15 protein-coding genes are annotated in these 12,962 nt (G+C 71.1%); 2 read left to right on the top strand and 13 right to left on the bottom strand.

Annotation, left to right across the window (positions count from 1 at the left end):
* Together HNQ70_RS07335 and HNQ70_RS07330 are read right to left on the bottom strand one after the other, a co-directional pair.
* Entirely contained in the window at positions 1–588 is a 588-nt protein-coding gene (locus HNQ70_RS07335; RefSeq protein WP_343060677.1) for a chromate transporter, read from the bottom strand.
* On the bottom strand, positions 585–1,196 hold the full coding sequence (locus HNQ70_RS07330; protein WP_183965872.1) for a chromate transporter: 612 nt from the start codon (positions 1,194–1,196) through the stop codon (positions 585–587). The genes HNQ70_RS07335 and HNQ70_RS07330 overlap by 4 nt, the downstream gene beginning before the upstream one ends.
* A 170-nt stretch (positions 1,197–1,366) precedes the next feature.
* On the opposite strand from HNQ70_RS07330, the gene phoU reads away from it, so the two are divergent.
* Entirely contained in the window at positions 1,367–2,056 is a 690-nt protein-coding gene (gene phoU / locus HNQ70_RS07325) for a phosphate signaling complex protein PhoU (protein WP_183965870.1), read from the top strand.
* A gap of 71 nt (positions 2,057–2,127) precedes the next feature.
* Here the strand turns inward: phoU and phoR are convergent, their stop codons facing one another.
* The 4 genes from phoR to HNQ70_RS07305 form a co-directional block, all read right to left on the bottom strand.
* The gene (gene phoR, locus HNQ70_RS07320; protein ID WP_183965868.1) at positions 2,128–3,480 is read right to left on the bottom strand and encodes a phosphate regulon sensor histidine kinase PhoR; all 1,353 of its coding nucleotides are present in this window, start codon (positions 3,478–3,480) and stop codon (positions 2,128–2,130) included.
* Positions 3,477–4,163 (bottom strand): phosphate regulon transcriptional regulator PhoB, encoded by a 687-nt coding sequence (phoB, locus tag HNQ70_RS07315; protein ID WP_183965866.1) that lies wholly within the window; start codon positions 4,161–4,163, stop codon positions 3,477–3,479. The genes phoR and phoB overlap by 4 nt, the downstream gene beginning before the upstream one ends.
* Positions 4,164–4,257: 94 nt before the next feature.
* Positions 4,258–4,800, bottom strand: coding sequence for an RNA 2',3'-cyclic phosphodiesterase (gene thpR / locus HNQ70_RS07310; RefSeq protein WP_183965864.1), 543 nt, complete (start codon positions 4,798–4,800; stop codon positions 4,258–4,260).
* A complete protein-coding gene (locus tag HNQ70_RS07305; RefSeq protein ID WP_246434834.1) occupies positions 4,772–6,229 on the bottom strand; it encodes a mannose-1-phosphate guanylyltransferase/mannose-6-phosphate isomerase in 1,458 nt (485 codons plus the stop codon). The genes thpR and HNQ70_RS07305 overlap by 29 nt, the downstream gene beginning before the upstream one ends.
* Positions 6,230–6,425: 196 nt before the next feature.
* Between HNQ70_RS07305 and galE the strand changes: the two genes are divergently transcribed.
* On the top strand, positions 6,426–7,469 hold the full coding sequence (gene galE, locus HNQ70_RS07300) for a UDP-glucose 4-epimerase GalE (protein WP_343060714.1): 1,044 nt from the start codon (positions 6,426–6,428) through the stop codon (positions 7,467–7,469).
* Here the strand turns inward: galE and HNQ70_RS07295 are convergent.
* Genes HNQ70_RS07295 through HNQ70_RS07265 form a run of 7 tightly spaced genes read right to left on the bottom strand, consistent with a single transcriptional unit; the run spans position 7,453 to position 12,872 of the window.
* Positions 7,453–8,109, bottom strand: a complete 657-nt coding sequence (locus tag HNQ70_RS07295) for a deoxynucleoside kinase (protein ID WP_183965860.1) — start codon at positions 8,107–8,109, stop codon at positions 7,453–7,455. The genes galE and HNQ70_RS07295 overlap by 17 nt on opposite strands.
* Positions 8,106–8,450: a DMT family protein gene (locus tag HNQ70_RS07290; protein ID WP_183965858.1), complete on the bottom strand. Its 345-nt coding sequence runs from the start codon at positions 8,448–8,450 to the stop codon at positions 8,106–8,108. Before HNQ70_RS07290 ends, HNQ70_RS07295 begins: the two co-directional genes overlap by 4 nt.
* Positions 8,447–8,980 (bottom strand): 2-amino-4-hydroxy-6-hydroxymethyldihydropteridine diphosphokinase, encoded by a 534-nt coding sequence (folK, locus tag HNQ70_RS07285; protein ID WP_183965856.1) that lies wholly within the window; start codon positions 8,978–8,980, stop codon positions 8,447–8,449. The genes HNQ70_RS07290 and folK overlap by 4 nt, the downstream gene beginning before the upstream one ends.
* A 15-nt stretch (positions 8,981–8,995) precedes the next feature.
* Positions 8,996–10,426, bottom strand: coding sequence for a polynucleotide adenylyltransferase PcnB (gene pcnB / locus HNQ70_RS07280; protein ID WP_183965854.1), 1,431 nt, complete (start codon positions 10,424–10,426; stop codon positions 8,996–8,998).
* A complete protein-coding gene (locus HNQ70_RS07275; protein ID WP_183965852.1) occupies positions 10,423–11,088 on the bottom strand; it encodes a histidinol-phosphatase in 666 nt (221 codons plus the stop codon). Before HNQ70_RS07275 ends, pcnB begins: the two co-directional genes overlap by 4 nt.
* A gap of 18 nt (positions 11,089–11,106) precedes the next feature.
* Positions 11,107–11,808, bottom strand: coding sequence for a DnaA regulatory inactivator Hda (gene hda / locus HNQ70_RS07270; protein ID WP_183965850.1), 702 nt, complete (start codon positions 11,806–11,808; stop codon positions 11,107–11,109).
* A complete protein-coding gene (locus HNQ70_RS07265) occupies positions 11,805–12,872 on the bottom strand; it encodes an AI-2E family transporter (RefSeq protein WP_183965848.1) in 1,068 nt (355 codons plus the stop codon). Before HNQ70_RS07265 ends, hda begins: the two co-directional genes overlap by 4 nt.
* Positions 12,873–12,962 lie beyond the last annotated feature (90 nt).

The following is a 12,962-nucleotide window of genomic DNA, read 5'->3' as shown; positions in this document are numbered from 1 at the left end:
TCACCCGGCGCGCAGGGTTCCCGCGAGCGCCCCGGCGGCAAGCATCCAGAGTGGGTTGAGCCGGGTCTTCCAGGCCAGCACTGCGGTGGCCACGGTGACCAGCGCCAGCACGGGGTCGCCCAGCGTCGATCCCGCGAGGATCCAGCCGGTGGCCAGCAGCAGGCCGAGGGTGATCGGCGCCATGCCGGCGCGGAAGGCCTGCACGCCCCGGTGCGCCCGGTAACGCTCGGTCCAGCGGAATGCCGCCAGCACCAGCAGGCTGGACGGCAGCAGGATGCCGAGCGTGGCGGCCAGCGCGCCCGCAGCGCCCGCGGCGTGCCAGCCGATCAGCGTGACGAACAGGATGTTGGGGCCGGGCGCGGCCTGCGCCAGCGAGATCGATGCGGTGAAGTCGGCGTCGTCCAGCCAGCCCCGCTCGGCCACGACCAGCCGGTGCATCTCTGGCGCGACCGTGATTGCGCCGCCGATCGACAGCAGAGAGAGCATCAGGAAGCGGCCGAACAGCTCCGCCAGCCCCGCCAGGCCGATGCCGGCGCTGGCGTCGGCGAGCGCGGCTGCGGTTGCGGAACCGGCGAGTTCCGCGCTCACGTTCCCGCTCCCGGCCGGGGCGGCTTCGGCAGCGGCGCACGAGCAAGGCGTCGCCAGGCCAGCGCCACCGAAGCGCTGCCGAGCGCGCCCATCACGCCCAGCAGCGGCCAGCGCAGGATGCCCGCGCCGAGGAAGGCCGCAGCCGCGAAGGCCCAGCCCGCCTGCCCGGCGTGCAGCCCCGGCAGCAGCCTGAGGGCCATGCCGATCAGCAGCCCCGCGCTGACCGCGCCCATGCCGCGCAGCGCCGCGACCACTGCCGGCAGTTCGGCGAAGCGCGCGTGCAGCAGCGCGAGCGCGAGCACGATCGCCAGCGGCGCAGCCATCATCCCGCCCAGCGCCGCCACCGCGCCGCGCCAGCCGAAGAAGCGGTCGCCCACCATCAGCGCCACGTTGCAGACGTTGGGTCCGGGCAGCACCTGTGCAAGCGCGAGCACGTCGACGAATTCGCGCTGGGTCAGCCAGCGCTCCTCGTCGACCAGGGTGCGCTGCGCCCAGGGCAGCACGCCGCCGAAGCCGCGCAGGGCCAGGCGGCTGAAGGCGAAGAAGACGTGCGCCGGCGAGCGCGGACGACGCTCGGCAGACGGCTCGGAGGAGAGCGCGGTATCCATGCTTCCGGAATCCTACCCCGCGCCGTTGCGTGCCCGCCGCTGGTCGGTCCAGGCGCACGGGCTGCGCCCCGGAGTGCGCTAGCATTGAAGATTCGGGCGCCGGCGCGATCCCGGCCGCCTCGAGGCCGTGGACGCGGCCGGCGCCGTGCGCAATGCACAGGAGCCGACGGATGAACCAGCACACCCTCAAGTCCTTCGACGCCGACATCGGCGGCATGCGGGGCAATGTCACTGCCATGGGTTCGCTGGTGCTTGGCCAGTTCTCCCGCTCGCTCGACGCGGTCGACCTGGGCGACCTGCGGCTGGCGGAGCAGGTGCTCGCCGACGAACTCCTGGTCAACCGTTACCACCTGCAGGCGGACCGCCTGTGCAGCCAGATTCTGGCCACCCGGCAGCCGATGGCAGCCGACCTGCGCGAGGTGATCGGCGCGATCCACGTGGTCGACGACCTGGAGCGCATCGGCGACGAAGCCAAGCGCATCGCGCGGCGGGCGGAGGCGCTGGCGCCGCGCGGCGGGCGGGACGCGCTGCCGCTGGCCCGCCTGCGCGCGCTGGGCGAGATCGTCCTGGCGATGCTCGCCGACGCGCTGGACGCCTACGCGCGGCGCGATGCGCGCGTGGCCGCGTCGCTGCGGGCGCGCCATGCGCAGGTCGACTCCGCGCGAGATTCCTTCGAGAAGGAGCTCCGGGGGCTGGCGGGCGCCGACCCCGCGTCGACCGACGGCGCAATGGACCTTGCCTTCGTGCTGCAGCTGCTCGGGCGGGTGAGCGAGCAGTCGCTGGACATCGCTGAGTGCGTGGTCAACGTGGTCGAGGGCGTCGACGAGCGCCACAGCGGCACGCCCGTCACGGGCGCCTGATCTCGGCAGGGCGGTTCGCGTCCGGGCGGTCCCCAAGGGCGCTCCCCAAGGGCGCCCCCGGCCGGCGCGGCTCAGTCCGAGGCCGCTCGCGGCGAGCCTGGCGGATGAACGTCCACGGCCAGTGCGGCGTCCGCCTCGGCGGGCGCCTCGGGCAGCAGCCGCGAAGCCGGCAGCCGCAGCGAAAACGCGCTGCCCTGGCCCAGCCGGCTGTCCACATGCAGGCTGCCGCCATGGCGCTGCATCACGTGCTTGGTGATCGCCAGTCCCAGGCCGGTGCCGCCGCTGTCGCGCGAGCGGCCGCGATCCACCCGGTAGAAGCGTTCCGCCAGTCGCGGCAGGTGCTCCGTGCCGATGCCGATGCCGGTGTCGCGCACCGTCAGCCAGCCTTCGCCGTCGCGGATGCGCCAGTCGACGTCGATCCGCCCGCCTTCGGGCGTGTAGCGCACCGCATTGGTCAGCAGGTTGCGCACCGCGGATTCCAGCTCGCCGCGCACGCCCCAGACCGGCGCGGGGGCGTCCATCCGGACGCTGATCCGGTGGCGGCCCTGGGAAAGCGCGCGCGCCTCGTCGGCCAGTGCGTTCACCATCACGTGCAGGTCGATCCGGGACTCCTCCGGCGCGGCCGTCGAGTGCTCCAGCGTCGACAGCGTGAGCAGGTCCTCGACCAGCCGCTGCATGGTCTGGCTCTGCCTGAGGATGGTGCCCAGATACTCGCGCCGCGTGTCGTCGTCCAGGTCCAGGCTCAGCAGGGTTTCGGCGAAGCCGCCGATGACCGTGACCGGCGTGCGGATTTCGTGCGACACGTTGGCGACGAAGTCGCGGCGCATCGCATCGAGCTTGGCGTGTTCGGTGATGTCGCGGGTGGTCAGCAGCCTGCCTTCGCCGTCGGTCCGGTACAGGCGCAGCTCGAATAGTCGCCCGGGGCGCGATTCGAGCCGCAGCAGCGGCGGGGCGCGGTAGTCGCTGCCCTCGAGGTAGGCGATGAACTCGGGCTGGCGGATGAAGTGATGGATCGGGCGGCCGCTGCCGAAGATGCCGTGCAGTTCAGCGGCAGCGTTGTTGCACCACTCGACGTGGGCGAAGCGGTCCAGGACCACCAGGCCGTCGGGCAGGCGGTCGACCGCCGAGTGGATCTGGGCCAGTTCGGTGGTGAGCTCGTTGCGATTGGCTGTCTCGCTGCGGCTGAACCGGCCCAGGCGCTCGAAGACCACGCCCCATGCGCCTGCCGCCCCGGGCAGGTCGCGGTTGCGGGGCAGGGCGGCCCAGTGGTTCAGGCGGTCCAGGTAGAAGGCCTTGGCCAGGCCGAAGAAGGCCATCGTCGCGGCCAGCCACCAGGCGGCGGCCGTGGCGGAGAAGAGCGCAGCGAGGACCGCGCCGATCGCCAGCGCGATTGCGACTGGCGCGAGGCTACGGTACCAGATCACGAAGGCAGGAAGCGGTAGCCGCCTCCGCGGACCGTCTCGACCAGGCGGTCGTGGGCCGTGGGTTGCAGCGCCAGGCGCAGGCGGCGGATGTGAACGTCTACAGTTCGCTCTTCGATGAACACGTGGTCGCCCCAGACGTTGTCCAGCAGGCGCGACCGCGACAGCACGCGATCGGGCTGCTTCATCATGAAGTGTAGCAGCCGGAATTCGGTGGGACTGAGCTCGACCGGGGTGCCGTTGCCGGTCACGCGGAAGGTCTTGGGGTCCAGCTTGAGCCCGGCGATCTCCACCGGCTCCTCGGTCGATGCAGGCGCGGCGCGGCGCAGCAGCGCCTTGACCCGGGCGAGCAGTTCGCGCGGCGAGAAGGGCTTGGTCACGTAGTCGTCGGCGCCGGCCTCGAAGCCGTGGACCTTGTCCGACTCCTGGGCTCGCGCGGTAAGCATGATGACCGGCAGTTCGCGCGTGCGCGGATCGGCGCGCAGCTTGCGCGCGAGCTCGATCCCGGGGGAGTCGGGGAGCATCCAGTCCAGCAGCACGAGATCTGGCAGGCTCTGGTCGATCTGCCTGCGCGCCTCGGCGGCATCGCCGGCGAGCACTGGTTGGTAGCCCGCATGGCGCAGGTTGACCGCGATCAGCTCGCGGATGGCGGGTTCGTCTTCGACGACAAGGATTTTTGCGTTCACGGCCGCAAGATTATGACCGGGGAGTGACCGTTTGATGACATCGGCGGCTGACGGGGCTGGCCCGCCGGCGGGCGCGGCGCGGCCCCGCCGTCGCTCAGGGCGAGATCCACCGGTAGTGGCCGCCGGGGCGGTCCGTGATCGACTCGACCAGCATCAGCTGCGAGGGTCCGAAATCGAAGGGCCGCAGCGTGTCGCCGCCGTCCGGACCCTGGTGCGCGGAGCGCAGCAGGGTGACATGCGGCCTGAGGGGTTTTCGGTCATAGTCGGCGCCCAGCGCGTCCAGCCCGGACCGCAGGCCGGCAGACAGCGCCGCCAGCCATGCGGGAATTTCCAGCGGGCCGGCCCACAGCAGCCGCGGACCGAAGCTGCCCAGGCGCTCCAGCCGCAGCGGACCCGCAGCGGGCTGGGTGCGCAGCAGGGCCAGCAGAGCGGGCTCGAGAGCGCGCGGCGTCTGGCCCAGGAAGGCCAGGGTGAGGTGGATCCGGGCAGCGGCTACCGGGCGGCCGCCGTGCCGCGCTGCCAGCGACAGCGCCAGCCGGTGCAGGCGCGCGCGCACTGCCGGCGCCGGGCGCAGGCCGACGAAGTAGCGTGCCTGCGGGGACGCCTGCTCAGGCGGGCGCGGCGCCGGTGCGACCATAGACGTCCGAGAACCGCACGATGTCGTCCTCGCCGAGGTAGTCGCCGCATTGCACCTCGATCATCACGAGGTCGAGCACGCCAGGGTTCTCGAGCCGATGTTTCGTGCCGATCGGGATGTAGGTCGATTCGTTGGCGGAGACCAGGTAGCTTCGTTCGTCGCTGGTGACTCGCGCAGTGCCGGAGACCACGATCCAGTGCTCGCTGCGGTGATGGTGCATCTGCAGTGACAGCGATTCGCCGGGGCGCACCTCGATGCGCTTGATCTTGAAGCGCGGGCCTTCCTGCAGCACGGTGTAGGCGCCCCAGGGGCGCGCAACGGTGCGGTGCAGGCGGGCGGACTCGTGGTTCCGCGCCTTGAGGCGTTCGACCACTTCCCGTACCTGCTGGCTCGCATCCCGGCTCGCCACCAGCAGCGCGTCGGACGTGTCGATGATCAGCAGGTTCTCGACGCCCACGGTGGCAACCAGCCGATCCTCGCTCTGCACGTGGGTGTTTCGCACGTCCACGAACATGGTGTCGCCGATGCTGGTGTTGCCGTCTTCGTCGGGCTGCAGCTGCTCCGCGACTGCGCGCCATGAGCCGATGTCGCTCCAGCCGAAGCGCGAGGGCAGCACGACCACGTTCTCCGATTTCTCCATCACTGCGTAGTCGATCGAGATGCTCGGGCATCGCGCGAAGGCTTCAGCGTCGATCGAGGCCCGCTCGTCGGTGGCGGTCTCGCGGCTCCTGGCCCACGCATCGCGGGCCGTGACGAGCACCTCCGGGGCCAGGGCTTCGAAGGCGGCCAGGATGGCGCGGGCCCTGAAGCAGAACATTCCGCTGTTCCAGAGGAAGTTGCCGGCCTGCAGGAACTCGAGCGCCCGCGCCGCGTCCGGTTTCTCGACGAAGCGCCGAACCCGCCGCGCCTGCCCCGAACCCAGCGGCTCGCCGGTCTCGATGTAGCCGAAGCCGGTTTCCGGCGCCGTGGGCTGGATGCCGAACAGCACCAGCGAGTCATCCGCAGCGATGTCCGCGGCAGCGCGCGCGGCATCCCGGAACGCAGCTTCGTCGGGAATCAGGTGATCGGCGGGCAGCACCAGCAGCGTGCTGCCGGGGACCAGCTCCTCGGCCCACAGCGCTGCGATCGCCACTGCCGGCGCTGTATTGCGTCCCGCGGGCTCGAGCAGTTGCGTGATCCTGGTCCGGGCGCCGTCGGGCAATGCGCGCAGTTCGTCGAGGGTCCTGAAGTAGTACTCCTGGTTGGTGACGATCGCGGCGCGGCCCTCGTGGGCGAGGGGCATCGCGCGCACCAGCGTGCGCTGCAGGAGGCTGAGCGGCCCGCCCAGGCGCATGAAGGGCTTGGGCAGTGCTTCGCGCGAGACGGGCCAGAGGCGGCTGCCGGCTCCGCCGGAGAGCACGACCGGAACGATCATCGGTTCGGAAGACATGGCTTGTATCGGAGAAGTGCGGAAAGTGAGCGTTTCCAGGGGGGCAGACTCGCCCCGCGTGCGACACTTTCACACGGTTTGGCTGAAAGGAGCACGCGTGGAGGATGGGCGGCAGAACTCGCAGGGGGGAAACCCGGCACGCACGGGGTCGGCCGGGCAAGGGGCGGCCGCGGACGCCGCGCAGCGGCGCAGGACCGTGCTGGTCACCGGCGGCGCCGGCTACATCGGCTCGCACACGGTGCTGGAGCTGCTCCAGGCGGGCTGGCAGGTGCTGGCGCTGGACAACCTCAGCAACGCCAGCGCCGAGTCGCTGCGCAGGGTGGAGCGGATCGCCGGGCGGCCGGCGCCGCTGGTGGTCGGCGACATCCGCGACGAGGCGCTGCTCGACGATCTGCTGGCGTGTCACGAGATCGGCTCGGTGCTGCACTTCGCGGGGCTGAAGGCGGTTGGCGAGTCGGTGGCTCGGCCGCTCGACTACTACGAGAACAATGTCGCGGGCACTGGCGTGCTGTTGCGCTGCCTCGGGCGCGCGGGCGTCACCCGGCTGGTGTTCAGTTCGTCGGCGACGGTCTACGGAGACCCGGAGTCGGTGCCGCTGCGCGAGGATGCGCGCACCGGGCCGACCAATCCCTACGGCCGCAGCAAGTGGATGGTCGAGATGATGCTGGAGGATCTCGCCGCCGCCGAGCCCGCCTGGGCGGTGGGCATCCTGCGCTACTTCAATCCGGTGGGCGCGCACGAGAGCGGGCTGATCGGCGAGGACCCGGCGGGCATCCCGAACAACCTGATGCCCTTCGTCGCCCAGGTGGCGGTGGGCCGGCGCGAGCACCTGGGCGTGTTCGGCGGCGACTGGCCGACCCACGACGGCACCGGCGTGCGCGACTACATCCATGTCGTCGACCTCGCCCGCGGGCACCTGGCGGCGCTGGAGCGGGTGCACCGGCAGGCGGGTGCGTTCACGGTGAATCTCGGCACCGGCAAGGGCTTCTCGGTGCTGGAGATGGTGCGGGCCTTCGAGCGGGCCAGCGGTCGGCCGATTCCCTATCGCATCGTCGACCGTCGTCCCGGCGACATCGCCGAGTGCTGGGCCGATCCGCACCGGGCGCAGGAGCTGCTCGGCTGGCGCGCCGGCCTCGACATCGACCGGATGTGCGAGGACACGTGGCGCTGGCAGTGCGGCAATCCAGAGGGATACGCGGGCGCAGCGGGTGAGCCCGCAGCGGCTACTCGCCCAGGCTGAAGAACACCCGGCGGCCGCGCATCTCGAGCAGCTGTCGCACCAGCAGCGAGAAATCGTCGTCGTTCTCCACCGGGTTCAGGTGCTCGGTGTTGACGATCAGCAGCGGCGCGGCGTCGTAGTGGTGGAAGAAGCGGCTGTAGGCGTCGACCAGACCGCGCAGGTAGGCCTCGGACAGGTCGGACTCCATCGGGATGCCGCGCCGCCTGATGCGCTCGTAGAGCGTCTCGGGCCGCGCCTGCAGATAGATGACCAGGTCCGGCACCGGCGACTGCGGCCGCAGGCTGTCGAAGATCTGCTGGTAGAGCGCGAGCTCGTCGTCGTCCAGCGTGAGTCGCGCGAACAGCGGGTCCTTTTCGAGCAGGAAGTCGCCGACCAGCGCCTCCGAGAACAGGTCGCGCTGGGCCAGGTCGCGCAACTGGTTGACGCGCTGGAACAGGAAGAACAGCTGCGCCGGCAGCGCGTAGCGTCGGCCGTCCCGGTAGAAACGCTCGAGAAAGGGATTCTCCGCAGGCTCCTCCAGCACTGGCGTTCCGCCGAAGCGCTCTGCGATGCGGCGGGCCAGCGAGGTCTTGCCGGCGCCGATCGGCCCTTCGACGACGATGTGGCGGTAGCGTTCGAAGGGGGAGGCGGGAGCGTTCATGAGCGGAAAATGAAGTAGACGGCGCCGAACAGGCACAGCGCGGCCCAGAGGTAGTCGAGCTTGAGCGGCTGCTGCATGTAGATCACCGCGAAGGGCACGAACACTGCCAGCGTGATCACCTCCTGGAGGATCTTCAGCTGGGCGAGGGTGAAGTGGCCATAGCCGATCCGGTTGGCCGGCACCTGCAGCAGGTACTCGAACAGCGCGATGCCCCAGCTGACCAGCGCCGCCAGGTACCAGGGCTTGGCCGAGAGGTTCTTCAGGTGGCCGTACCAGGCGAAAGTCATGAAGACGTTCGACGCGGCCAGCAGCACGACGGTCTGCAGCGGGATCGGGTTCATCGGCTGGGCGCTGCGGCCTGCGAGACCAGTTCGAGCAGGGTTTCGGCGGGCAGCGCGCGGACCAGGCGCTGGTCGGAGCAGCCGGCCAGCAGCGTGGCCAGCGGCGGCAGGCCGGGCAGGCGCAGGCGGGGGGCGAGTTCGGACAGTGGAACCAGCACGAAGGCGCGCGTGTGCATCCGGGGGTGGGGCAGGATCAGCCGCGGGCCGGCCGAAATGGTGTCGCCCCAGGCGAGCAGGTCGAGGTCCAGCGTCCGGGGCGCGTTGCGATGGCTGCGCTGGCGGCCGTGCGCCTGTTCGATCGCCTGCAGCGCATCGAGCAGCGCTTCGGGAGGGAGAGTGGTGTCGACGCGCGCCACGGCGTTGAGGAAGTCGGGCCCTTCGGCGTCGACCGGCGCGCTGCGGTACAGCGAGGAGACGCCTGCCAGGCGCGTGCCTTCGAGCCGGGCGATGCCGGCGAGCGCCTCGACGATGGCGCGCCGCGCGTCACCGAGGTTGGCGCCGAGCCCGATCCACGCCGAAGTCGCGTCCAAGGGTGCGCCGCAGGATCAGGCGGCGTCGGACGGGGGGCGCGCCGGGGCGCCGGCGTCGGGCCCGCGTGCGCTGGAGCCGCTGCCGCCGTCCCCGGGCGTCTGCCGCGCGGGGCCCCGGCGGCGCTTGCGCGCGGGGCCGGCCGACGGCGCCTGCTCCAGGAGCTGCTGCCGGGTCGGGCCGTCGGCGTCGATGAAGCGGGTCCACCATGCGCCGAGCTCGGCCGCAGCCTCGCCCGCGTCGCAGCGCAGGATCATGAAGTCGTAGCCGGCGCGAAAGCGCAGGTGCTCGAGCAGCCGGAAGGGGGCGGCGCCGGTGCGCCGGCCGAAGCGCGGCTGCAGCGCCCAGATCTCGCGCATGTCGGCGATGATGCGCTTCTGGATCGCGAGCTTCTCGCTCTGCTCGTCGACCACGGTGTCGATCGCCGCGTGCAGCGCCGGGATCGACGGTTCCCCGCGGGATACGCGCTCGTTCCACCGGACTCGGACCTGCTGCCACAGCAGCGTCGCGAACAGGAAGCCGGGCGACACCGACTTGCCCTCGAGCACCCGCTCGTCGGTGCGGGTCAGCGCCACGTGGATGAAGCGCTCGCCGTCGGGCTGCTCGAGGATCACGTCGAGCAGCGGCAGCAGGCCGTGGTGCAGGCCCTCGTTGCGCAGCTGCTGCAGGCTCTCCAGCGAGTGCCCCGACTGCAGCAGCTTGAGCATTTCGTCGAACAGGCGTGCGGCCGGGATGTTGTGGATCAGCGGGGCAAGCTCGCGGATCGGCGCGCGGGTGGCCTCCTCGACCGCGAAGCCGGTCTTGGCCGCAAAGCGCGCGGTGCGCAGCATGCGGATCGGGTCCTCGCGGTAGCGGGTCGCCGGGTCGCCGATCATCCGGATCACCCGCCGGTGGATGTCCTTGACGCCATCGTGCCAGTCGAGGATCAGGTCGGCGACGGGGTCGTAGTAGAGGGCGTTGATGGTGAAGTCGCGGCGCGCGGCATCCTCGGCCTGCGTGCCCCAGACGTTGTCGCGCAGCACCCGGCCGTGCTCGTCGGTGTCGGCGTCGTTGCGCAGCGCCCGGAAGGTGGAGACCTCGATGGTTTCGCGGCCGTGCATCACGTGGACGATCTGGAAGCGGCGGCCGATCAGCCGGGAGCGGCGGAACAGCCTGGTCACCTCCTCGGGCGTGGCGTCGGTGGCCACGTCGAAGTCCTTGGGCTTGAGCCCGAGCAGCAGGTCGCGCACGCCGCCGCCGACGATGAAGGCCTTGTAGCCCGCCTTCTGCAGCGTTTCGCAGGTGCGGATCGCGGAGGATGGGACGTCGGCCAGATGGACGCCCTGCTCGGAGCCGGAGTAGCTGGCCATCTGCCGGGAAACCGGGTCCGGCGCGGGGGCGACGCCGGCGGCGGATGTGCTCGCCGGGGATTTTCGCCCCAGCAGGCGGTCGATGAATTTTCGGATCATTCGAACAATCGTAGGACGGACCAGCCCTGGGCGCGGGCATGGGCCTCGAGCCGGGGGTCCGGATTGGTGGCGACCGGGTCGGAGACGCGCGATAGCAGCGGGATGTCGTTGGCGGAGTCGCTGTAGAACCAGGAGCGCTGGAAGCTCTCCCAGTCATGGCCCATCGCGTGCAGCCAGTCGTCGAGACGGGCGACCTTGCCTTCGCGGTAGGTGGGGGTGCCGACGTAGCGGCCGGTGTAGCGGCCGTCCTGGCATTCGACCCGGGTGGCGATCAGATGCTCGATGCCGAGTTCGCGGGCGATCGGGCCCGTGACGAACTCGTTGGTGGCGGTGATGATCGCGCAGAGGTCGCCGCGATCAGCGTGGCTGGCGATCAGGGCGCGGGCCTGCGGGCGGATTGCCGGCAGGATGACCTCGTCCATGAACTGCCGGTGCCAGGAGGTGAGGCGCTCGCAGGAATTGGCTGCCAGCGGCGCGAGCTGGAACTCCAAGAACTCCCGGATGTCCATGGTGCCGGCAACGTATTCCCGGTAGAAGCGGTCATTCTCGAGCCGGTGGGAAGCTGCATCCACTGCGCCGATGCGCTCGAGAAAACTGCCCCATTCATAGTCGCTGTCGAGGGGCAGCAGCGTGTTGTCGAGGTCGAAGAGTGCCAAGCGCATGATTTCTCGGGGATTTTATCAGTCCTGGCCGCTGGCGGGTCGGCGTCCGAAGCCGCGGCCTTCGTCGGTCTGCAGCCAGTCGCGCAGCAGAGGCAGGGTGATCGGACGCTTGCGGGCAAGCGCATGCCGGTCGAGCGCGTGAAAGAGTTCGGCGAGCACCCGGATGTCGCGCGAGGTGTGGGTCAGCAGCCAGGGCACGACGTCCGCGGACACGGTGACGCCGCGCTCGGCGGCCACAGTGCGCAGCGCCGCCGCCTTTTCCTCGTCGGAGAGCAGGTGCAGTTCGAACACCAGCCCCCAGCCCAGCCGGGTGCGCAGGTCGTCGCGCAGCGGCAGCCCCAGCGGCGGGGCGTCGCCGCTCGCGACCAGGGCGGCCGAGGGCGCGGCGCGCACCTGGTTGATCAGGTGGAACAGCGCCTTCTGTCGCCTCTCGTCCAGCCGGTGGGCATCGTCGGCCAGGTAGAGCGGGCAGTCGTCGGAGAAGGCGAAGTCGCCGAGCGGCGAGAGCGGGCCGAGCAGGCGGCCGCCCTTGCCGGCCAGGGCGCGCAGCAGGTGGCTGCGGCCGCTGCCCGGCAGGCCCCAGAGATAGACCAGGCGCTGGGCGCGGCCGCCTTCGGCGAGCGCGCGCAGGCAGGCGAGGCACTCGCCGTTGCTGCCTGCGACGAAGTTGTCGAGGGTGGGGGGGGCGACCGCGAGCAGGTCGAGGGCGAGCTGGCTCATCCGTTCCGATAGAAATCGCTGCCGAGCCAGGCACGGCGCAGCCGCTTGAGGCCGACGGCCACCACCGCCGACAGGGGCAGCGCGATCAGCACGCCGACGAAGCCGAACAGCGCGCCGAAGGCCAGCAGCGCGAGAATCACGGCCACCGGGTGCAGGCCGATGCGCTCGCCGACCAGGCGCGGCGTCAGCACGAAGCTCTCTACCCACTGGCCGATGCCATAGACGATCAGGGTGGCCACCAGGCCGTGCAGCGCGCCCAGTTGCAGCATGCCGGAGATCAGCGCGAACACCGCGCCGAGTGCGAAGCCCAGGTAGGGCACCACCACCAGCAGTCCGGTGAGCACGCCGATCGGCAGCCACAGATCGTAGCCGGCGAGCAGCAGCCCGACCGAGTAGTAGGCGGACAGGGCGATCATCACCATCATCTGGCCGCGCAGGTACTGGCCCAGCAGCGCATCGATTTCGTCGAGCAGATCGAAGGCGCTGGCGCGCCAGCGCGGAGGAACCAGTTCCGCCGCGCGCCCGGTGAACGCCGGCCAGTCGAGCAGCAGGAAGAACATCACCACCGGCACCAGGAACACCAGGCCGATCACCTGGATCGCCGCCGACCAGCCGGAGCGGACGTAGTCGAACAGCATTGCGGCGAAGTCCTGGCCGCTGTCGGCCAGGTGCTGTGCGACCCAGTTCCGGATCGCGCTCGCGTCCAGGCGCAGCTCCAGCCGGAAGGTGCGATTGAGCCAGGGCAGCAGCTGCTGGGTGATCGCGTCGACCAGCGCGGGGAAGCGCACGCGGACCTGCGCAATCTCGTTCTGCACGATCGGCAGCAGGATCAGCAGGATGGCCACGATCGCCACCAGCGCGACCAGCATCACCGCCAGCACCGCGAGCACCCGCGGCACCCGGTGCGCCGCGAGCCAGCGTACGCCGGGCTCCAGCGCATAGGACAGCACCGCCGCCGCCACGAACGGGGTGAGCACGGGCCCGAGCGCGGCCAGCGCCCAGACCAGCAGGGCGGCGACCGAGGCCCAGAGCAGGGCCTGGCGTTGCGCAGGGGTGAGATTCATCGGAACGGCAAGGGCGGGCGCAGGGTGTCTGTCGGGCGGGGCGGACGGGGCGGTCGCTGTCGGGCGGGCCCGGAGCGGGGGCGCCGGCCT

This window comes from Quisquiliibacterium transsilvanicum, from assembly GCF_014202215.1.
In the GTDB taxonomy this organism is placed as follows: domain Bacteria; phylum Pseudomonadota; class Gammaproteobacteria; order Burkholderiales; family Burkholderiaceae_E; genus Quisquiliibacterium; species Quisquiliibacterium transsilvanicum.
The sequence above is the reverse complement of the archived record's forward strand: the minus strand, read 5'-3'. Positions and strand labels throughout refer to the sequence as shown.

Excerpts from the sequence above, each read along its gene's own strand:
- HNQ70_RS07330 (WP_183965872.1), bottom strand. The coding sequence starts at position 1,196 with ATGGATACCGCGCTCTCCTCCGAGCCGTCTGCCGAGCGTCGTCCGCGC.
- phoU (WP_183965870.1), top strand. The coding sequence starts at position 1,367 with ATGAACCAGCACACCCTCAAGTCCTTCGACGCCGACATCGGCGGCATG.
- thpR (WP_183965864.1), bottom strand. The coding sequence starts at position 4,800 with ATGGTCGCACCGGCGCCGCGCCCGCCTGAGCAGGCGTCCCCGCAGGCA.
- HNQ70_RS07305 (WP_246434834.1), bottom strand. The coding sequence starts at position 6,229 with ATGTCTTCCGAACCGATGATCGTTCCGGTCGTGCTCTCCGGCGGAGCC.
- HNQ70_RS07295 (WP_183965860.1), bottom strand. The coding sequence starts at position 8,109 with ATGAACGCTCCCGCCTCCCCCTTCGAACGCTACCGCCACATCGTCGTC.
- HNQ70_RS07290 (WP_183965858.1), bottom strand. The coding sequence starts at position 8,450 with ATGAACCCGATCCCGCTGCAGACCGTCGTGCTGCTGGCCGCGTCGAAC.
- pcnB (WP_183965854.1), bottom strand. The coding sequence starts at position 10,426 with ATGATCCGAAAATTCATCGACCGCCTGCTGGGGCGAAAATCCCCGGCG.
- HNQ70_RS07275 (WP_183965852.1), bottom strand. The coding sequence starts at position 11,088 with ATGCGCTTGGCACTCTTCGACCTCGACAACACGCTGCTGCCCCTCGAC.
- hda (WP_183965850.1), bottom strand. The coding sequence starts at position 11,808 with ATGAGCCAGCTCGCCCTCGACCTGCTCGCGGTCGCCCCCCCCACCCTC.
- HNQ70_RS07265 (WP_183965848.1), bottom strand. The coding sequence starts at position 12,872 with ATGAATCTCACCCCTGCGCAACGCCAGGCCCTGCTCTGGGCCTCGGTC.